At 39.4% G+C, this 22,020-nt stretch carries 15 protein-coding genes and 1 tRNA gene; 10 read left to right on the top strand and 6 right to left on the bottom strand.

Features of this window, described 5'->3' with window-relative positions; genetic code table 11:
* Positions 1-12: 12 nt before the first annotated feature.
* Positions 13-2,253, bottom strand: a complete 2,241-nt coding sequence (locus tag BM143_RS01545) for a CocE/NonD family hydrolase (RefSeq protein ID WP_090023859.1) — start codon at positions 2,251-2,253, stop codon at positions 13-15.
* Positions 2,254-2,489: 236 nt separating this feature from the next.
* Between BM143_RS01545 and BM143_RS01540 the strand changes: the two genes are divergently transcribed.
* The 3 genes from BM143_RS01540 to BM143_RS01530 all read left to right on the top strand — a co-directional run bounded on the left by BM143_RS01540 (position 2,490) and on the right by BM143_RS01530 (position 7,828).
* Positions 2,490-5,453 (top strand): tetratricopeptide repeat protein, encoded by a 2,964-nt coding sequence (locus tag BM143_RS01540; protein ID WP_090022213.1) that lies wholly within the window; start codon positions 2,490-2,492, stop codon positions 5,451-5,453.
* 97 nt (positions 5,454-5,550) lie between these two features.
* Complete coding sequence (locus tag BM143_RS01535) at positions 5,551-7,320, top strand: TonB-dependent receptor (RefSeq protein WP_090022210.1); 1,770 nt, start codon at positions 5,551-5,553, stop codon at positions 7,318-7,320.
* Positions 7,321-7,754: 434 nt separating this feature from the next.
* Positions 7,755-7,828: transfer RNA gene (locus BM143_RS01530), tRNA-Arg, on the top strand.
* 202 nt (positions 7,829-8,030) lie between these two features.
* Here BM143_RS01530 and BM143_RS01525 read toward each other — a convergent pair.
* The gene (locus BM143_RS01525) at positions 8,031-8,408 is read right to left on the bottom strand and encodes a DoxX family protein (RefSeq protein WP_034725639.1); all 378 of its coding nucleotides are present in this window, start codon (positions 8,406-8,408) and stop codon (positions 8,031-8,033) included.
* A 282-nt stretch (positions 8,409-8,690) separates the two neighbouring features.
* Between BM143_RS01525 and BM143_RS01520 the strand changes: the two genes are divergently transcribed.
* Both BM143_RS01520 and BM143_RS01515 read left to right on the top strand, forming a co-directional pair.
* Positions 8,691-10,493, top strand: coding sequence for a POTRA domain-containing protein (locus BM143_RS01520; protein WP_090022208.1), 1,803 nt, complete (start codon positions 8,691-8,693; stop codon positions 10,491-10,493).
* Positions 10,494-10,949: 456 nt separating this feature from the next.
* Positions 10,950-12,812, top strand: a complete 1,863-nt coding sequence (locus BM143_RS01515; protein WP_090022204.1) for an amidohydrolase — start codon at positions 10,950-10,952, stop codon at positions 12,810-12,812.
* A 96-nt stretch (positions 12,813-12,908) separates the two neighbouring features.
* Here the strand turns inward: BM143_RS01515 and BM143_RS01510 are convergent, their stop codons facing one another.
* The 4 genes from BM143_RS01510 to BM143_RS01495 all read right to left on the bottom strand — a co-directional run bounded on the left by BM143_RS01510 (position 12,909) and on the right by BM143_RS01495 (position 16,247).
* The gene (locus BM143_RS01510; RefSeq protein WP_090022201.1) at positions 12,909-13,379 is read right to left on the bottom strand and encodes a nucleoside deaminase; all 471 of its coding nucleotides are present in this window, start codon (positions 13,377-13,379) and stop codon (positions 12,909-12,911) included.
* 226 nt (positions 13,380-13,605) lie between these two features.
* Entirely contained in the window at positions 13,606-14,484 is an 879-nt protein-coding gene (locus BM143_RS01505) for a helix-turn-helix domain-containing protein (RefSeq protein ID WP_090022198.1), read from the bottom strand.
* Positions 14,485-14,572: 88 nt separating this feature from the next.
* The gene (locus BM143_RS01500) at positions 14,573-14,938 is read right to left on the bottom strand and encodes a DsrE family protein (RefSeq protein ID WP_090022196.1); all 366 of its coding nucleotides are present in this window, start codon (positions 14,936-14,938) and stop codon (positions 14,573-14,575) included.
* Positions 14,939-15,161: 223 nt separating this feature from the next.
* A complete protein-coding gene (locus tag BM143_RS01495; RefSeq protein ID WP_090022193.1) occupies positions 15,162-16,247 on the bottom strand; it encodes an NADH:flavin oxidoreductase in 1,086 nt (361 codons plus the stop codon).
* 388 nt (positions 16,248-16,635) lie between these two features.
* Between BM143_RS01495 and gndA the strand changes: the two genes are divergently transcribed.
* The 5 genes from gndA to BM143_RS01470 all read left to right on the top strand — a co-directional run bounded on the left by gndA (position 16,636) and on the right by BM143_RS01470 (position 21,929).
* Complete coding sequence (gene gndA, locus BM143_RS01490) at positions 16,636-18,054, top strand: NADP-dependent phosphogluconate dehydrogenase (protein ID WP_090022190.1); 1,419 nt, start codon at positions 16,636-16,638, stop codon at positions 18,052-18,054.
* Positions 18,055-18,065: 11 nt separating this feature from the next.
* The gene (gene zwf, locus BM143_RS01485) at positions 18,066-19,547 is read left to right on the top strand and encodes a glucose-6-phosphate dehydrogenase (RefSeq protein WP_090023858.1); all 1,482 of its coding nucleotides are present in this window, start codon (positions 18,066-18,068) and stop codon (positions 19,545-19,547) included.
* 25 nt (positions 19,548-19,572) lie between these two features.
* A complete protein-coding gene (gene pgl, locus BM143_RS01480; protein WP_090022188.1) occupies positions 19,573-20,283 on the top strand; it encodes a 6-phosphogluconolactonase in 711 nt (236 codons plus the stop codon).
* Between the two features lie 275 nt (positions 20,284-20,558).
* Positions 20,559-21,149, top strand: a complete 591-nt coding sequence (pncA, locus tag BM143_RS01475; RefSeq protein ID WP_034725134.1) for a bifunctional nicotinamidase/pyrazinamidase — start codon at positions 20,559-20,561, stop codon at positions 21,147-21,149.
* Between the two features lie 264 nt (positions 21,150-21,413).
* The gene (locus tag BM143_RS01470) at positions 21,414-21,929 is read left to right on the top strand and encodes a RidA family protein (RefSeq protein ID WP_228430661.1); all 516 of its coding nucleotides are present in this window, start codon (positions 21,414-21,416) and stop codon (positions 21,927-21,929) included.
* The last annotated feature ends 91 nt before the right edge of the window (positions 21,930-22,020 follow it).

Raw genomic sequence — 22,020 nt, 5'->3', positions numbered from 1 at the left:
GGCTAAATGCTTTTATTCTTGGTAAATAGGTATTTCCACATAGCTGTTGTTGTACCACTTTATTTCCAGCGGTTCCCCGGAATCTTTGATGGTTTCGTCACTTACGTCTTTTCCTGTTCCGTAATTAATCTGCCAGCTTGGGATTTTATTGACGCCCACGAGTAAAACCAGTTTGCTTCCTTTTTCTAATTTTTTGCTCATAAACATGGAGTTGTTTATCGGGATCTGTTCTTCTTTACCCGGTACAAGGAGCTGACGCACAGCGTTGTTTTTTGCATAGCTCGCTCTTACCATATGAGTGGATAATAAGAAAGTCTTTCCATCAGGCCTGATCTGATACAGGGACATATCCGTGTCAAAATCTTTTTTATTAATGGAAACATTGAAGAATCCGGCCGGATTTCCACTGAAGATAATGTCTTTGTCTAAAACTTCACTCTCGAAATACATGGAGTTTGTAGTTTTCACACTGTCAATCTTACTTACCGCGTGATAAGTGTCTTTTTGATCCCTGTTTTTGAAATCAACCGTTTGTTTAACGAAGCTTTTCTCCGTGGGCTGAGTGAAAACCGATGCATTACCTTTACGATCCTGAAGATAAAACTTAAGCGTTGAAGTATGCATTTTATCCAGAGTAGGAGCATGTTTCCATGTATTGGTATTCATCACCTGGAAATTGATTCTGTCTTTTAAAAGTTCCGGTTTCTTCCCGTCTTTCATAATGTAATCAAACCAGGAAAAAGCAAGGTCATCAATACTTATTCTCGCTGCAGGGTCAATAGGATTTCCGTTGACATGGGTATATCCAAAGCTTTGCGCCCCGCCATGATCATAAGGACCGATTACCAGATAATGATTGGCATTTTTGTTATACTGATGATGTTCTTTGAAATAGTACAGTGCCCCGATCTGATCATCATCATAATAGCCTGTAGTCGTCAGGATAGGAATGTTGATTTTGGCGAAGTCCTCTTTATAAGGAACCATTTTTTGGTAGTATTCGTCGTAGCCGGGATGATCCAGCCATCTTTGAAATATCTTGCTTGGCTTCCCGCTGATGGTATCCAGAGCTCTGAATGATTTTCCGCTTTTGTACCAGGCCGTATTAATAGAGTCCCATTTTTTAGCATTGTTGAAGTCTGCTTCATCCGTAAACTTATTGTTTGTCACATACTGGATCCATTGCAGCATATAACTCATGAAAATATTGTTTTGGGCAGGATAGTCTATTCCGATTCCTACAGCAACCTGTGGAACAATTGTCTTTAATGCGGGATGTATTTTTTTGACAGCGGCCCACTGGCTGAAGCCCAGATAACTTCCACCGATCATTCCAACTTTACCGTTACACCAGGGCTGTTTGCTGATCCAGTCGATTACATCGTAAATATCCTGAGATTCGTGTTCGAAAGGATTGTTTACATCATTGCTGTTTCTTTTGCCACGGGTATTCACAACGGCACCTACATAGTCATAAACGGCAGCTCTTTTTCCGAAGTAGCCATCAATAGGTCCTGCATAAATATTACTGCTGAGAACAACAGGAAGTGGCGACGTATTGGTCTTTTTTCTAATAATGGTAATCGTTAGAATGCTTCCGTTTTTGGTTTTAATATCCTTAGTTTCGGTAATGAATTTTTCCCCGTCTTTTGCGGCAACCAATTGCATGATCTGAGGTTTAGTGGAGGAGAAGGTTTTGTAATTCAGATAACTTCTGCATAAAGCCAGAGCTGATCCGTAATCTATGCTGTCTTTATCTTTCTGCTTGTCCAGCGTTTCTTTCAGGACTTTTCGTGCGGCTATGACATCGCCATCTACTGCAATACTTACCTTGGTGATCAGTTTATCAGGGAGACTTGCATATTTTGTATTGAAGGCTTTTTGAAGGGCATTCGGGAAAGAAATCTTTTCTTTTGCTTCGATTATTTTTGCCAAGCTGTAAAACTCGTAGGCAATATATTTATTCCCTACCATGTCATGATCTGCAAATTCCTTGCGGTAATCTGCTAAAGTGGCATTGGATTTTTTGTAGTCTTTAGCAAGCAATTCTAAACGCAGGAGGTTATCCAGATAAGCCAGTTTATTAGTTTTCTTAAGCTTCAGCAGTGGAGCCTGGGTAATTAGTTTTGATGCCAACTGGGGCATTTGTTTTTCCAAAATAAGACTGTCAGTGACGGCTGTTTTCGGAAAATAAAACTTTTGAGCCTGCAGAAGGTTGACAAATATTAATGCTAAAAGTATTTTAATTTTCATGTAATGGTATGTTTTTAGCTGGTGTAGATTGAGGATTCCATCAGAATTTTTTTTTGAAGGTTCCGAATTGATATCCATTTTGTTTTTGTGATACTAAAGTAATCATTTTTTATCATCAAATAGTGAAATGTAATCAATTGTTAATTTATGTTATAAAACCTTTAAAACTTGCTTAAACAATAAGTTTTTAATATTTTCGTTAACTTATATAGCTAATCTTTTTATTCAGAAAAAGAATGAATTCAAAAAAAATACTTCTCTCAGCTGCCGTGCTTTATTTCGGAATTTCCGGAGCGCAACAGTCACAGTACTTTACCCAGAAAGAAAATTACAGGTTTAATCTCGCAGAAAATCTTTATCAGACCAAAATATACAATGCTTCTCAATTCGAATATGCAAGACAGTATTTCTATAACCAGAATTTGTCCAGATCGAGAAAAGAAGCAGCGCAGTTTTTTGATAATGTGATCGGCGTGATCCTGCAGAAAAACCATGCAGAGGAAGGACTGACTGCCTTTATGAAAGAATACCCGAATTCTGCGTATTTTGCTCAGGCTAATCTTCCGCTGGCAGATTATTATCTGGCTAAAAAGGATTTCGACAAGGCCCTGGAGACCCTGAAAAAAGTGAATCAGTATCAGCTTTCAAAAGAAGAAAATACACAGTATATTCTGAAACTGGGCTATGCTAAATTCATGACCGGTGATACCAAAGGAGCTACCGATGCATTGGAAGAAGCCTATAAAACAGCCGATGAATCTCAAAAAGGAGATATTGCTTACATGCTGGGACACCTGTATTATTCCGGTGGGCAGAATGATAAAGCTTTCCAGTATTTCGATTCTGTAAAAGATCAGCCCAAATTCTCCAAACTGGTTCGTCCTTATTATGTACAGATGTACTACAATGATAAGAATTATGACCAGGCTATTTCTGAAGGAACCGCTTTACTGAGCGAAAGTATTTCAGATGCTTATAAAGCAGAGGTTCATAAGATCATCGGGGAGAGTTATTTCATGAAAAATGACTATACTTCGGCGTATCCACACCTTAAAGATTATCTCAGTGTACAGCAGAACCCGTCTGAAAATGACCTTTATGAAATGGGATTTGTGGCCGCTCAGCTTAAAAAATATGATGAAGCGGTTTCTTATTACAACCAGCTTGTCAACAGCAACTCAGCGCTGGCACAGAATGCTTACTATCAGCTGGGAAATGCTTATCTGGCGGTAGATAAAAAGCAGGAAGCCCTTTCGGCATTCCGTTCTTCTTACCAGATGAATTACGATGCTAAGGTTAAAAAATTAGCCCACGAACAGTATGCAAAACTAAGTTACGATATCGGAAACCCGTTTGAAAGCCCTTCAGCGGTGATCCAAAGTTATATCAACGATAATCAGAATGATGCGAATGCTCCGGAAATGAGATCACTTCTTGTGAAATCATATCTGTATTCCGGAAACTATAAAGAAACGCTGAACGCGATCGACAGACTTCAGAATTCTACCCCGGAGATCAATAAAGTAGACCAGGAGGTTTCTTATTTATTGGGAACAGAGGAATTCAACAAAGGAAATTATGACGAAGCGGAAAGGTATTTCCTGAGAAGCTTAGGATTCAATATCAATAAAGAATTTTACAACAGAGCATTATATTGGTTGGGACAGGTGTATTACCAGAAAGGAAATTATCCGTCTGCCATTGCCCGCTACGAGAAGCTTCTTAATGAAACCTTCCCTGAAAAGCAGCAGCTGCCTTATGATTTAGGCTATGCTTATTTTAAAGCTAAAAAATTCGATCAGGCACAGACGTATTTCAAGCAGTATCTGAGCAATCCGAAGCCTGAATTTAAAAATGATGCAGAACTTCGTCTGGCAGATATTCATTATGCCAACAATGATCTGAATGAGGCGATTGCGATTTACGATAAAAATGAAGACGCCACGGACTATACTTTATATCAGAAAGCAATGGCTTTAGGGTTTAAAGGCGATACACAGGCGAAGATCACCAATCTGAAAAATCTTCTGTCCAAATATCCGGATTCGGAGTATTATGACGATGCCCAGTATGAAATGGGAACAGCATATTCTGCACAGGATGATTTTGCGAATTCCAATGATTATTTCGCGAAAGTGATCAAAACATCTTCGGATAAAGATCTTATAGCCAATGCATCTATCTACAGAGCTCAAAATTATATTGATCAGAACCAAAGCGATAAAGCTCTTTCCGAGCTTAAATCTTTAGGCGAGCAGTATAAGAATACCGCTTATGCTGAGAAGATTGTTCAGGCGGCAAAACCTATTTTCACGAAAAACGGTGACGTTTCCGGATATGAAACTTTTGCAAAAAATATCGGGGTGAATGTAGATGCTTCTGAGATCGATGAGATCAACCTTTCTACCGGGAAACAGTATTTCACGAAGAAGGACTACAAAAATGCTATTTCTTACTACGAAAAATATTTAACGCAGAATCCTACCGGAGAAGGCCTTTATCAGGCTAAATACGAGCTGGGAGAAAGCTACTATCAAACCAATAATGCTACGAAAGCGCTTCTTGTTCTTCAGGAAGTAGCATCGGTACAGAACGACTATCAGGATGATGCACAGACCCGTCTGGCACAGATCTTCGTGGCTCAGGGGAATACGGCGGAAGCTAAAAAGTACCTTGAGAATATCAAAAACTCTTCAGACATCAGCATTAGAAACTATGCGAATGTTGAGCTGATGAAGGTATATGCCAGCGAGAAAAACTTCTCTCAGGCGGAGAAACTGGCTGATGCCGTCATTGCGAACTCGAAAAACTCGGCAGCAGTTATTGAAACAGCGAAAGTGATCAAAGCGAGAAGCCTGATGAATTCAGGGAAAGATAAAGATGCGCAGTCAGCTTACTCTTCTCTTGAAAAATCTTCCAATACATCGGTAGCGGCAGAAGCTATTTATGCAAAAGCTTATTATCAGAACAAAGGAAAGGCCTTCAAGTCTTCCAATGAGACGATCTTTAAACTGGCCAACAATTATGCCTCCGAAGACTATTGGGGAGCAAAAGCTTTGGTACTGATGGCTAAAAACTATGTGGGACTGAAAGACAATTACCAGGCAAGTTATACCTGCGACCAGATCATCGAAAACTATAAAGATTTCCCGGAGATCGTAGCAGAAGCAAAAGAGGTTAAAAAGCAGATTAAAAAGTAAAGTGTATAAAGGATAATGTAAAAAGTAAAATGTACAAAGTACAGTTTAATAAATACATTATACATCCGACATTATACATTAATACAAATATTGAGCAATGAACAGAAAAATTCAATTATTATCCATATTATTTTTAGGGTTTTCGCAGTTTGCGTTTTCCCAGATCAAGGAGGAAAAACTGATTCTTAATAAGAAGCGGGAACCGGAGGTGAAGAAGATCGAGAAGAAGAAAACCTCTGTGGAGACCATCAAGAATTATCCGCCGGAAGAGAAATCCCAGAACCCTGTGAAATATACCATCACGGATGTTCCTGCGGTTTCGGATTTTAAAACATCTACCATTCAGGGACAGGATGTGACTCCTAAATTTGAAGGAACGGCTCAGAACAACTATGTGCAGTTTGGAATGGGGAACTTCGGGAAAATTTTGAGTGATGCCAATATTTCCAAAACCCTTGACAATAAACTGGAAGTAGGAGCGGATTTCCATTTCCTTTCCACTTTAGGCCTGAAAAAAGAATATGCATGGGATTCCAAGCAGAGTTCTACAGCCATCGGAGCTTATTTAAATTCATACGGTGAAAAAGGAAAGTTCAACCTGAATGCAGAGTATGGACTGGATAATAACAGATATTACGGAATTTATGCCATGGAGCCTTCTGCAGACGTTGATCTGAAGCAAAGGGTGAGTCAGTTTAAAGTAAATGGATATTATGATTTTTATTCCAATGAAATCTTAAATGATGTAAGGGTAAAATCATCTTTCCTGAAAGATCATTTTGATGCTCAGGAAAATCAGGTTTCCATTTTGGCGAATCTTTCCAAGCATGCAGTAGAGATCGGTAAATCAGGAATAGTTTTAAATGCTGACTTAGGCGTTGGATTAGAAGCTGTGAAAACAGATTTTGGGGTTGTTAACAAAAACTCATCCAATTTCTTTAATACGAGCCTTACTCCGAAAGTAACCTTCAGAAAAGGGGAATCTTACTTAATGTTAGGTTCCGGATTCTCTTTCCTGAATGCTAAGAATTCAAATGATGCCCTTGGCGGAGAGGTGAAAAATAATAAGACATACTGGTTTCCACAGGCTGAATTCCAGGTTGCTGCTGCTAAAGAATTTAAATTCTACGGTGGGGTAGACGGCGGACTGAAGCTGAATACCTACGGAGATCTTCTGCAGGCGAATCCATTCGTGCTTTCTGACCAGCTTTTAAAGCCAACAGAGACTCAATATCATTTTTACGTAGGTTTACGTGGAGATATCGACGAAACGTTTAAATATGACTTCTCTGCAGGTTACGGAAAAATGAGGAATATTATGTTCTTCCAGGGGAACAGTATTTTCGACAATACCTTTAGCCTGAACCGTTCTGCCTACAATTTTGCAAACACATTCTCTGCTGTATATGATGACGGAAATGTAAGTGATATCAAGGGAAGCGTACAGTATTTCCCGCTTGAAAACCTGGTTTTAGACGGGGAAGTAAAGTTTACAAAATACAATCTGAAGAATTACGACGATATTTATAACGTTCCTTTAGTGAATGCAAGCATCGGAGCAAAATATACCATGCTTGATAAAAAATTGGTGTTAGGATTCAAGGGTATCTTTGCCAGCGACAGAACGACAAACTCTTTCGCCATCGAAGGAGTCGCTAATCCAAACATGGTGTACCAGTCTACGGAAAACAGAAATGATAAAGTAGGCGGCTATGCAGATTTAAACCTTTCTGCTGAGTATAAATTCCATAAAAACTTTAGTGTTTTTGCCATCGGAAACAACCTTCTTAACTCAAATTACCAGACGTACAAAGGCTATAAAGTCCTAGGTGCACAGGTTCTGGGAGGGGTGAAGATTACCTTCTAAGCTTAAAGATATATTTAATATAAAAAGCCTTACATTTCAAAATGTAAGGCTTTTTGTTTTTTATGACTGTTGTGCTTTATTTTTTGTCTGTGGCCGTTGGAAGGACATTATTCAATAACGTCTTTTACATTGAACAATAGGCGGGCTGATCAATTTTTGTTTATCATAATTTTTAATCTGTGAAATGTATATTATAGGGATAGATCTTACACATTCGGCTTTTAAACATCTGACCTTTAAATGTTTGTCCCGAGTCTGTTTCTTTTGTTAGGATATTACTTTCAACAGATCATTCTGCAGTCCTGAAATAATTTTTAGAATTAAACTTTGCAGGCTTTATAAATTGTAAAAAAAACAGTATTTTCGCAGTCTTAAATCATAGCAACAGATGAATTGGAAGTATTCATAGCTTCTTATTTACTGCTTATGAAGCAGGCTGCGTAGTTCAACTGGATAGAATATCAGATTTCGGCTCTGAGGGTTGGGGGTTCGAATCCCTCCGTGGTCACTACTGTCAATCGCTTTCCCACAAAGGGATTGACAGGTTTTAAACTTTTTAGAGGCGTATTAATTAGTAACAGAATCAGTAACAATTAATACGGATGCAAAGTCTAAACTTCGCATGCAAATGCTCCGACTTCCTTATAACCATATCAAATAATGATTGGTTTAATCAATATCGTCTTTACGAGTCAGGCAACTGAACCCTTTCACTCATCCGTAGATTTCAAAGCCCAGGCAATCAGAGGAGCCTGCATAAAAAGTCTGGCCAATCTTTGATTATCCGTATTAAGTCCGAAAGAATCTTTCCTGTTTTTATACTGAGCAATATTTCCGGGAAGAACCGCCGCAAAAAATGTGGCTGCCACTTTACCTATAGTTTTTCTGTGTTTTTTGGGCGTTGCAATAATGGCTGTACCGAGTAGTATTTCAGCTATTCCGGAATACACTACCGTGTCATCTTTCTTTAAAGGAACCCAATCCGGTACCTGAGCCTGAAATTGTCTTCTCGCAAAGGTAAGATGCCCCACACCTGCGGTGATCAGAAATGCGCCAAGGGCAATTCTTGAAATTTCTTTAGTTTCCATAATAATGATATTTAATGATTCAACTTTATTGCTGTTTGCCGGTATTTTTATTGGAGTAGAGGATAAGTCTGAACGAAGGATTAAATGAATTGGTGCTAAAACTTATTCAATAATAAGACCAAAAAAATGAAGCTGAAGTAAGAATGAGTTGATTATTCATGTTCAAAATGGTAAAATATCATTTCCCGTGTGGTACCTGGTTTATTTTTTACGTTAAAACCTCGTTTTTCGCTTCTATTGGCTTATAAATTGATATCACAAGCTTTATCGAATTCTTTGATTATGACCAATAAATTACTTGCAGTTTCAATTTTCCTTTTATGTGGCTTTTCCCTTCTGAATGCGCAGGAGAAAAAGGATTCGCTTTATTATAAAATAGAGAACTTTTCAGATAAAACGAAAGTCACCAAATTTATTCACCGTTTTATATTTAGAAGACAGGCGGATTCGGCATCGGTTAGAACAACCACGGAGAAATTATTGCAGGAGACTCATAACGGAAAACACATCAGAAATATCCGGATAGAAACCATTGACCCTTTTGGTTACGGTTCGAAAGAGAAAAAAGAAAAAACCAAGTGGTATGACTGGTTTACCAATCATCTTCATGCCAATACAAGAGACAATACAGTTAATAATTATTTGCTTTTTAAAGAAGGTGAGGAGTACAATGCCCAGAAACTCTATGAATCTGAGCGTTTGCTGAGAACAATGCCTTTTATCAACAGGGTTAATATCAGTGTTTCAGACAGCACGTCTGGCAAAGATTCTATTGATGTGGTGGTCAAAGTTCTTGATTCCTGGAGCTTAAAGCCAAGAGTCAGTTATTCAGGAAGTAAAATTGGTTTGGGCGTTACCGAAGAAAATATGTTGGGATTGGGACACGAATTGAATGTATTGTACAGAAACGATTCCAAAGAAAAGCAGGATTATCTTTTAGGAAGCTACACCGCATACAACCTCTGGGGTTCTTTCATCAATGCTCAGATCTTGGGAGAAAGGGATTTTTTGAGAAATGAGAGAATCAATTTCAATGTCAGAAGAGATTTTTTCTCACCACTGACGAAATGGGCGGGAGGGTTTACCTTTGAATATTTCATGAGGAATGTAGCCCTTCCCACTGCGACGGACACCAAATTTCCGGAAGTGCAAATCAAGGTGTACAGCCAGGATTTATGGGGCGGTTATCAGATTCCGGTTTCGTCTGATTCTAAGGAAAGAGTCAACAGTAATATTGCTCTGATAGGAAGGGTTCAGAATTATCAGTACAAAGACAGTCCCGGGATCGACCAGTATCAGTATTTCAGCTCGTACAGCAGTTTTCTGATGTCTGTAGGATTTATCCGCAGAAATTTCTCGGTTCAGAAGAATATTTTTCAATATGATTTGCCGGAGGATGTTGCATATGGAAATACCGTCAATCTGACTGCCGGAGCCTTATCAAGAAGTAAAAATGTAATGCCTTATGTGGGCGTTTCTGCGTCGTATGGCAATTTTATAAAGATCGGTTATTTCAATGTGAAAGCTGAGTTTGGACGGTTTTTTAATGAAGACAGCCAAAATCGGGAGTCTTTCCGTTTGGATGGAACCTATTTTACCAATCTCATGGACTGGAAATTTGCCAAAGCAAGACATTTCTTTTCCCCAACTTTAGCACTGGGAAATCCTCAGCACAATTATTCTTACAAAGACAGGATTAATCTTTCCGCTGCAGACGAATTCCCGGTTTACAATTCAGATTTTATCGGAACTAAAAAATTGGTTTTAAGGTATCAGCTTCAGCTTTTTGTTAATAAAACATGGAAGAATTTCCATTTCAGTCCGTACTTAACTGCCGCAGTCGGCTGGTTGGGAATGCCGGATGACAGACTGCTTAAAACCACTGCCAATACTAAAATAGGAGTGGGTGTATTGATCAATAATCCGTTTTTGGTTTTCAACAGAATTCAGATTTCGTTCACTTATTATCCACGGGTTCCTTTCGATAATAATTCTGTTTTTGATTTTAACAGCAACCGGAATAATGTTTTACCAATGAACGGCTTCACAACAGATATTCCTCACTTTGTGAATTTTGGAAACTGATGAGGTAATTCTTTACAGTTGTTTTTAATCTGATTTCGGATTAAGAAAATTATTAAGTAGGCTAAAACAAAAGAAGAGAATTTTATTTGTAGGAAATCTTTTCAGGAGAGAATGAAAAGATCCCGTAATGGTGGGATATTGCAAGTTTTCAAAAAAAAATAAATTATTATTTTAAATGTAAATATATTGTGAATTAATATTTTAATTTAAGTTAATAATCAACATTGTGTGATAAAAGTTAAAACATAATGCTTTTTTTTCATATTTTTAGCACATAAACTAATGCCTGAAAATCGAATGAAAACTATATATATTCCAATATGTACATAGTGGGAATACCTTACCTACAATCCTGCTGATTTCAATGTGAACCTTAGTCTCACCTGGATCAGGCGTGCTTTGTTATAAATATACAATCCCATTTCTACGAATACATACCAAACCAAAACTAATACCATGGAAAAACCACACGCTCATGTTCACGGCTGCACTCAGTGCGGTTGCAACAACCCAATTTTAGAAATTCTGAAAGAAGAACTTTTTAGTTCCGAAAATCTGGACAGAATGAAACCCGCGCCGGGTCAAACCAACACTCAGTCATCACCACAAACGCTTATGATCAGCGGCGGTATCATCCGGCCTATGATCGGCGGATCAACGGAAAAGGTTGAAGCCATAGGCATCGCTGATGGAAACGTTGTCATAGCCGGAGAAAAAGAAGAAGTAACCACATTTATGGATCAAAATTATCCGGGCTATCAAACCAAAGAACTAACTGACGGGCAAACCTTGCTGCCAGGCCTGATCGAACCTCACGTTCATATCGTTCCCGCAGCTATGATGGCTGAATGGATAGATGTAAGCCCTTTTAATGGCCAGGATTTGCTGGCCACATATGATTTGGAGTCTATCGGAACAACCATAAACGGTAACCTTCCCACAACTCCCGGATATGTTATTTTAGGGAAAGGTTTAGATCCGTCGCTGATGCCTTTTGTACCGGTTAATGGCGCAAACGAGCTTCAGACCATTACCAATACAGTGCTCGACGAAATAAATGAAGATCCCATGATGCTGCTGAGTGCGTCTATGCATACCCTTTATTTAAATACCAGCGCATTGAAATATGTATTTAAAAACAGTAAATATGTCCAGGATCATTATGTAACACCGGATGAATATGTAAAGCAGACACAGGGTCAGCTTCAGGAAAGCAAGCAAATGACACCGGCGCTGGAAGTGATTCAGGCACAAGTCGTTGCTATGGCTAAAAATATGGATGCTTATCTCACCAGCCTTTTTAAACTGGCCAATTCAAGAGGAGTCACTTTTATGTATGATGCCGGACTGAACGATAAGTTTGAAACGGTGCTGAGTTCCTATGTACAGGGAAATCCGGAATTGGTGCGAATCGGAGGAGCATTGCTTTGTGCAGATCAGGAGGCTGCTGATGGTCTTGGTACGTATCCGGTACCGACCACTTACAAACCGGTCTATTACGGACACGTTAAAGTGGTGTCGGATGGCTCAAACCAGGGTCTGACCGGTTATCAGAGTGCCCCTTATTGTTGTGATCCTGCCAATAATACAGGGATCTTTAATTTTCCGGAAAAAGGAATTCCTGCAGACACGATTCCGCCATTGTATGATACACTGATCAATACCGTGGTAGCCGGTAAAGGCTGGCCTCTGATGATCCATGCCAATGGGGATCAGGCGGTAACATTTGCTATAGAGGCTTATCAAAGCGCACTTGCCCAATACAGGGGACCTGAGCTTCGAAACCGTATAGAACACTGTTCTCTTCTGACACCGGATCAGATTACATCCATGCTGCAAATGGGTGTTTCCCCAAGTTTTCTTATCGGACACGTAGGATATTGGGGCTATGCTTTTAATGAGGTGATATTTAAAGACAAGGCTCAAATGCTCGATCTTTGCGGTTCATCTCTGGCAGCAGGAATGAGAATTACGCTTCATAGTGACAATGAGGTAAGCCCGTTGGGGCCTTTGAGAATGATGGAACAGTCTGTTACCCGAATTATGGAAGAAAATACAACAAGTATCGAAGTATTAAACGCTCCTGAACGCATTACTCCGGAGCAGGCATTAATTGCGGTTACGTATGATGCTGCGTGGCAGTGCTATGCAGATGAATGGGCAGGGTCATTAGATGCGGGATACTTTGCTGATTTTGTAATACTGGAGAAGGATCCGCTTTCATTAACAACTCAATCCTCACAGTATATGAAAATGAGAAATATCCCGGTATTGGAAACGTGGCTGGGAGGTGCTCCGGTGTATATTGCAGGATCATAATAAAGAACAGCATATCTAAAATACTTCTATGATAAAAAGCCAAACAACTTGTCGTTTGGCTTTTGTTTTAGAAAGGTCTTTGATGAAGTTGGCCCATTACTCTTTTTGTCTAGAAAGATATTCTGAAAACTGTTCATTCAGGAGTTCACATTCATGTTGCAACAGGCCTGATTCAATTTCAGGTTTTCGGCCCCACTTGGGAATGGTTTCTGTTTCTAGAATTTTAAATTCAGAAGATTGTCCGCCAACCAATGGCACAGAAACACCAAAGACAATTTTTGCAATTTGATGATGTCTGATCAGATAAGAACACATTATGCAGGGTTCGTGAGTAGAAACAAGGACAGATTCGTGCAGTATATCCCGGTGGCCTTGTGTTAAAGCATCTTTAACAGCTAAAATTTCTGCATGCTGGGTAATGTCACCGGATGATTTTCCGGATTCAATTCCTCTGCCTATAATTTGATCTTTAAAAACCAGTAAGGACCCAACCGGAGGATTTCCTTTTTCCAATGCCTGTCTAGCAAGTTCTATGCATTCAAGCATGTAGGGAGTATAGTTGTTCATTCTTTAATTATTTTTTTTGGAGATATAAGATTTTTGATTTCAGGCTGAGGTAAAGATCAAGAAATGTGAATGATCAATGTTGCTTCGCAAGTGGATGGTGATGCTAGATGTAAGATTTCAGATATTTTACATCAGACAAATCCGCCACTCTCCAACCCCAAAAACCTAAAACGCTCAAACTCTCCGACCCTCAAACCCTCAAACCCTCCGACTCTCAAACTCACCCCTAATTTCCTCTGTTAAATCCGATGGTATTCCTATACACCTGAGGGGATATATCGGTTTTGATTTTAAATACCCTGCTGAAGTAGTATTCATCCTCATAGCCCAGTTCATAGGCTATTTCTTTAACTGTTTTATCGGTGAGGTATAATTCTCTTTTGGCTTCAATGATAATCCGTTCGGTGATCAGGTCGGAAAGCGTTTTGTTAAAATGATTCTTTGTGATTCTGGCAAGTGAAGCTGGGGTCTGGTTCAGCATATCGGCATAATCACTGGCTGAATGCTTTATTCTGAAATTATCTTCTATAGCATTTTTAAGATTTTGAATCATAAGCTGTTGTTTTCCACTGTTACTTCCTTCTTCCTGAAAAGATTGCTGGTCAAGTTTTAGCCTTGTGGCTATTACCAGTAAAATCTTAAGGTAAGAAATAAGGACTTCATCTTTCCTGAAAGCTTCAGCTTTTAATTCATCCGTGATTCCTTTGATGAGATGCAGGATGGTATTTTTGCTGTGTTCATCCAGCTCAACAAAAGGCTGTTGATAGATATTGTTAAATAAGATCCCGTTAGCCGCGATTTCCTGATGGTGACGGTAAATACAGAAAAAATCGTGGTGAAATTGTATCGCAATCCCCGTCAATGGCTTTTTTGAGCACAACATGAATGGCTGATAAGGATAGAATGAAAACAGAGTGTCTTCCTTAAATGAGTAATCACAAAGGTCAACTTTAGCCGTCCCTTCACCCGAAGTGATGAGAAGGAGCGTGAAGTAGTTATTACGTTGAATATGATCAAAGTAACTGTTGTTATCAAACTCAAATAGTTTGAATGCCAGATTCCCATTCTGCTGATTAACGAGCGTATATACAGGTTGTGATAACATGATACTGCAATTTAATTAATATTTTTCATCTTAAGATTAAAAACAAAAACTGCCCTTGATTTTCTCAGAGGGCAGCTGTAAAGTTGAGTTAGAAAATCAAAATATCATACCCTTCATTTCTGAGGTTGAGGAAACTTGGCAAACCAGGCGTTCCGGGCACTTCATTTTCGTTCAGCAAGTCATAACCGGAAACTTCAGTACCAAAGACCGCAACGCATCCTTTTGAAAGGCCGTGGATATAATCCTTTACATCCATATAAAGTCCATTCACCGGATGCTCAGGTTTTTCAAGCTGTTCCGGCCATCTTATCCCTGTGCCCTGAAAAATAATTTTCACCTCTTCACCCGCATGCTTGAATTCATATGCTGAAGCCAAAGCGTTGAATACTCTTCCGATTGCTTCTTCTGAACCGGCCTTAGGATCAGAAAGAAGAATAATAGCTGTTTTTTTCATGATAAAAAATTTATTTACACTGCAAAGATGTGGGAATAAGGAGCTTTAAAGAATGGACGATTTTTACTTTGTGATGGAGATTTTTTGATTCATTTTAGATACTAGATTTCAGACATCAGATATCAGACATCAGGACATCAGACATCAGACATCAGATTTCAGACATCTGAAAACCCGCATCCTGAAACTCTCAAACCCATAACATATAACCCGCACCCCGAATTCATGAGCCTGCTTTTACAAAAGTCTGCCAACCCCGCATGGTATCTATAAAACGCTCGCTCAGTCCTCCCTGGCGTAAGAAATCTGCGGTTACCGGAAGTTGGGGGCTGTCGTACATTGGGTTGGCTCTCACCTGACGAGGGAAGTCCCGCTGAAGAATTCCGGCGCGTGCTATCAGGACGAAATCACAACCTTCATCAAGCAGTTCTCCGGCACGCTGAGCACTCATAATCTTTCCAGCTGCTCCTAAGCGTACTCCTTTGCGGGGAAGTTCTGTAAATACACTGAGCATGGTTTTCCCCTGAAACATTCCATCCCGGACAATCTGGGCCGAATCCCACAAAGCCAGATCCAGATAATCGATCAGCTCGCGGTCAAAAATATCGGCTGTAATTTCACGTAATTCTTCCAGCAGCAATCCATAACGTTCAATAGATAATCGCCAGCCAATTTGAAAATCAGGACCACAGGCCTTACGGATTCCTTCGATAACTTCAATGGTGAAGCGCGCACGGTTTTCCAAACTGCCTCCGTATCTGTCTTTACGGTCATTCAAATTGGGGGAGAGGAATTCCGAAAGTATCCATCCGAAAGCACCATGTACTGAAACGCCATCAAATCCGGCAAGCTGAGCTCTCTTTGCAGCTGCTATAAAACTGTCGCGGATGCGTTCCACTTCTTCAGTCGTGATAGCCTTTATATCTGGTAATGTTTTGCCGGAAGCAGGAGCTGGTATTCCTCCTAATGAAGGTTTAGCACGATGTCCTGCGTGATGAAGCTGTACAGCAGACAGTCCGCCACCTTCACGGATGGTTGTGGCCATTCGGGTCAGTCCGGGTAGATGTTGATCACTATGAATACCCAACTGCCGTTCGAATGCAATCCCTCCGGCTTCCACGGTAGCAGCACTGGTTTGGATGAGTCCATAATCACTTTGGGCAAGCTGTTCTATCCAGGAATGATCATATGGGGAAGCTGTACCGTCATGATCACTTTGCTGGCTGGTGAGCGGTGCCAGCATAAAACGGTTTCTCATGGCCGGACCATGCAGCAGGCTGAGGGGCTTAAATAGATCGGAAACAGACATTTTGTTTAAATTTTATGATAATTATTTATATGAATTTTAGTCTGTTGCAAAGATCCCGTGATACCAGTCTGGAAAACATGGATGTTTTTCACTATTTGATGGATGTTTTTGAATGCAATGTATAGGTTTGGAGTTAGCTCTTCTTTTTACTTTTTTAATGTTAAATCAATATTAATCTTTAAAATCCTTTCCAGGTGACTTTTCCAGGTGTGAAATGTCTATAAATTGTTGATAGAGCGGGTTTTGGAATTCTTTTAAAGTTCTGGTTTTAATCTGGAAGCTTTGACCCTTCTGCTGTGAAGAATTTTTTTCTGTCCATTTATTTTTTTCCTGATTGGCATTTGCTTAATTTTATTGTCTGTATAACAGAATTCATACTAATAAATAAATGGAAAGATATAATTACGGAATGATTGGCCTTGGAGTAATGGGGCGCAATCTTCTTTATAATATTGCCGATAACGGCTTTTCTATCGCCGGATTCGACCTTGATGGAGAGAAAGTAAAAGAACTACAGGACGGCGCCACCTCAGAAATGAAAGTAAAAGGAACAGGTACAATGGAAGATTTTGTATCTGCACTGGAAACCCCAAGGAAAATTATTCTTATGGTTCCGGCCGGAAAACCTGTGGATGCAGTTCTGGAAAGCATTACACCGCTTTTAAGCAAAGGAGATATCGTTATCGATGCCGGGAATTCTTATTTCAAAGATACCAACAGGCGTGTTGCTGATCTGGCCTCAAAAAATCTTCATTTTATGGGAATGGGCGTTTCCGGAGGTGAAAAAGGAGCCAGAACAGGACCAAGCATCATGCCGGGTGGAGATCTGGAAGCTTTCCATCTTATTCAGCCTATGCTGGAAGCTATTTCAGCCAAAGTGGGAAATGAAGCCTGTACCGCTTATATGGGGAAAGATTCTGCAGGAAACTATGTGAAAATGGTTCACAACGGAATTGAATACGCCATTATGCAGCTCATCAGCGAAGCATATGATTTGTTGAAACGAGGAGCCAATTTAAATAACGACCAGTTATATCAGGTTTTTAAAGAATGGAACAATGGTGAAATGAATTCATTCCTGATTGAGATCACCAGAGATATTTTTCAGCAGCAAGATTCATTGACAGACGGTTATCTTGTCGATCAGATTTTAGATAAAGCAGGAGCTAAGGGAACCGGAAAATGGACCTCTGAGCAGGCCATGGAAATTGGAGTTTCTATCCCGACTATTGATATTGCAGTGACTTCAAGAATTTTATCAGCCTATAAAGAAGAGAGGGTTCAGGCTTCTCAGCTGTATGCTGAAAAAGAAATTGTAAGTCCCGAAAATACAGAATTATTCATTAAAGAAGTGGGTGATGCTTTATATCTGGCGACATTGATCAGCTATGCACAAGGTTTGGCTTTACTGGTAAAAGCTTCTGAAGAATACAATTTCCAGATTCCATTGAAAGATGTCGTGAAAATCTGGAGAGGAGGATGTATCATCCGTTCAGTTCTGTTGGAAAAGTTCTATTCTGCATACACTAAAGATCCTCTTCTTTCCAATATTTTACTTGATAAAGATATTTCTGTGATCGTTAAGGATAAAATTAAATCATTACGAAAAACGGCTGCTTATGCTGCTTCAAATGGGATTTCAAGTTTGGGAATTCAGACTGCCCTAGGATATTTTGATGCCTATACCACAGAATCTCTTCCTGTGAATCTGATTCAGGCTCAGCGTGATTATTTCGGAGCACATACCTATCAGAGAACAGACAGGGAAGGTGTTTTTCACACGTCATGGCAAACTGCAAACGATTAAAATTGGGAAAAATGAATGACAATAAAGTCTTGAAGCCAACTACAATTATCATTTTTGGTGCGACAGGAGATTTGGCGAAAAGAAAACTTTTTCCGGCGTTTTATAATTTATACATCGACGGCAGAATGCCCAAAGGTTTTAATATTCTGGCACTCGGAAGAGCAGACAATACCAATGAATATTTTAAAAACTACATCAAAGAAAACCTTGAGAATTTCTCAAGGAAAAAGATAACGACAGAAGACTGGGCCGGTTTTCAGGCTCATATTACTTATTTTCAGCATCAACTGGATGAGGAAAGTTCTTACAAAAATCTGCACCAGAAATTAGAGGATTTTGATAAGGTTTACGGAACGAGAGGGAACAGACTGTTTTATTTATCCATCGGACCGGATTTTGTTTCTACCATTTCGAATCATATCAAAAATTCAGCATTGGCTTCTGATGCTAAAAAAGACCGCATCATTATCGAAAAACCATTCGGTCATGATAAGCAGTCGGCAATTGAACTGAACAGTTTATTGGCTGAAACCTTTGAAGAGGAGCAGATTTACCGTATCGATCATTATCTGGGGAAAGAAACCGTACAGAATATATTGGCGTTCAGATTCGGAAATTCTATTTTTGAACCTTTATGGGACAGTAAGCATATAGAATCCGTGCAGATTACCGTGGCGGAAGAAGTAGGCGTGGAAACCAGAGGCGCTTTCTATGAGCAGACCGGAGCGCTTAAGGATATGATTCAGAACCATTTATTGCAAATTCTTTGCATGGTGGCTATGGAACCACCGGCTTCATTGGAAGCGGGCGAAATTAGAGACCGTAAAGTAGATGTTTTGAAATCTATCCGCAGAATTTCAGCAGATCAGGTGGATCACTATGCCGTAAGAGGCCAGTACGGAAAGGGTGTGGTGAATGGAGTAGAAGCTAAAGGTTATCGTCAGGAAGACGGAATTGCAGCCGATTCCAATACGGAAACTTTCGCCGCAGTAAAATTCTATCTGGATAATGAAAGATGGCAGGATGTTCCTTTTTACGTTCGTACAGGGAAAAAAATGAAGGAAAAGCATTCTTATATCACAATCCAGTTTAAACCGCTTCCGCATTCTACATTTTCAGAAAGTTCACAGCATTTATCAGCGAACAGGCTGATTATCAATATTCAGCCGTTAATGGATATCAGACTGCAGTTTATGGCAAAGAAACCGGGACTTTCATTGGTGTTAAACCCTGTTGAAATGATCTTTGACAATTTTGCCTGTCAGGAAGATACCCCTGAAGCTTACGAAACACTATTGCTGGACGCGCTTATAGGAGATCTTACCTTATTTATGCGTTCCGATCAGGTGGAAGAAGCCTGGGATGTTGTCAAAACCATTCAGGAAGTCTGGGCAAGCAATAAAGATGCATCTTTTCCAAACTATGAAGCAGGAAGCTGGGGCCCGAAAGAGAGTATTGCATTGGTTGAAAGACAGGGGCATAATTGGGTGTAACATATCAATTTAAATTAGACGAAAAATGAATATCACAGTATTTAACGATCTGGAGAAATTATATACAAAAGCAGCGGATACATTTGTTGAACTTTCCAAAAAATCGATTCAGAAAAATGACCGTTTTGTGGTCGCACTAAGTGGAGGTTCTTCTCCAAAAGCTATTTTTAATTTGTTGGCGACTGAAGAGTATGCAGACAAAATAGAATGGAATAAAGTATACTTTTTTTGGGTAGATGAGCGATGGGTTCCTTTAGATGATGATAAAAGCAATGCAAGAATGACCTTTGAGACCCTTCTGAACAAGGTTCCCGTCAATAAAGATCATATTTTCCCTATGTACGAAGACGGAATACTTCCGGAAGATTTTGCTGCTGAATACGAACAACAGATTAAAAATGTTCTCGGACATGAAGGCGTTTTTGATTTTATCCTTTTGGGAATGGGAGACGACGGTCATACGGCTTCTCTGTTTCCGGGTGAGGCTGTTTTGGATGAAAATGAAAAGTGGGTGTCCGCTTATTATCTGAAATCTCAGGAAATGTTCAGAATCACTTTGACTTCACCACTCATTAACAAAGCTGAAAATATACTGGTTATTGCATTCGGGGAATCGAAAAAACATGCCCTGAATGAAGTATTAAACGGGGAATACAATCCAAAGCTATACCCGTTACAGCTTATTGACAGAAAAGAAGGCCTTCAGTTGTTCACCGATGAAAAGGCGAAAGGCTAAAAGCCGATCAATATAAGACCAGAGCGCACCGTTAGATTTCTAATGGTGCGCTCTTTTTTTTAACTGAAAAAGGTAAAATTATAAGTGTTTTAAATGTATTATAGTGTATTGATAATGTATTTGTAATTTATTGTTTGAAAAATCACCATATATTGAAATATTAATTAAATTTGTTTTAGCCGGACTATCGGTTTTAGATTTATCATTTCTTTATCATATAAAAAAGAAGAGATAAAATATCAATCCAAATAAACTAATAACATATACCCTTTATTATGAATGCTTTAATTATTATCGATGTACAGTATGATTTTCTGCCGGGAGGCTCTCTGGCCGTTAACCAGGGTGATGAAATTGTACAGACAATCAACGATTTACAATCCAAATATGATTTGGTGGTCGCCACACAAGACTGGCACCCTAGAGGTCACAAGAGTTTCGTTACATCTCATCCGGGGAAAGAACCGTTTGAAGAAATATCCCTAAACGGGCTGAACCAGGTATTGTGGCCGGAACACTGCATACAGGGAACAAAAGGAGCAGAGCTGGTTCCGGAACTTTTAACGAATGCTGTTGAGGCTATTTTTAGAAAAGGAATGGATAAAGAAATCGACAGTTACAGTGGCTTTTTCGATAATGGCAGAAAAAAATCCACAGGTATGGCTGATTATCTTAAAGGACGTGGAGTTACAGAAGTAGCCGTTTGCGGAGTCGCCGCCGATTATTGTGTGTATTATACAGCCAATGACGCATTGGACTTAGGTTTTAAATCAAGTATTATAGAAAGCGCTTCCAAACCGATAGATCCCGAAAGATATGCAAGGATGAAAAAAGACTTTCAGGCAAAAGGAGGAACTGTTATTTAACGGTTGATGTTTTCCTGAATATTTATATAATGGAATATGGGGAATCGGTTTTGGCTGATTCGTCATGTTCCGCTAGAAAAATGAGACCTTCAAATCAGTTTGGAGGTTTTTTATTTTCATCATCCGGATCTTCCGTTTTTGTATTCAGGATGCAAAAATTCCACGAATGTACAGCCAATAAAAGGCAAAAATGTCAACATATGTTGAATGTTTTAAAAATGTTGAAATCTACATTTGCTGTATTAATTCAATACAAAAAATATCATGAAGCGTATCATATTCAGCCTAGCTGCATTCTGCATAGGATGCCTTGCCTTTTCACAAAACAAAGATCAAAATAAAATCATGCAGAAAACTGATGCATCATCTGTTATCAGCAAAAATCCCAAAACTCTTTTTGATCCCACTCCGTTTGCCTTTTCTCATGCTACCAGCCATGAAGGGGAGGGTCAATACGTATTTATATCCGGGCAAAGCGGTGGAGAAGACTTGAAACATCATCTTTCTGCGGATTTCAGAACTCAGGTGAAGTGGTCTCTGAAAAATTTAGAAACAGTACTTGCGGAATATGGATTAGGGGTTAATGATGTCCTTAAAATCACGATACTCATCGTTGATCATGATCAGGAAAAGCTTAAAATATGGACGGAAGAAATGCATACAACATGGAAAAACCATACATTTCCGGCCAGTACGTTAATTCCTGTCCCTAAATTGGCACTGGATGATATGCAGATCGAAGTGGACGCGGTTGCTTTCAGTAAAAATAAAATGCATTAAGCAGAGTTTCGGGATGCAAGTTTCGGGTTGGAGAATTTGAGAGTCGGAGGGTTTGAGTGTTTCTGGATATCTGATGTCTGATGTCTGATGT

It is taken from the genome of Chryseobacterium oleae, assembly GCF_900115055.1.
In the GTDB taxonomy this organism is placed as follows: Bacteria; Bacteroidota; Bacteroidia; order Flavobacteriales; family Weeksellaceae; genus Chryseobacterium; species Chryseobacterium oleae.
The sequence above is the reverse complement of the archived record's forward strand: the minus strand, read 5'-3'. Positions and strand labels throughout refer to the sequence as shown.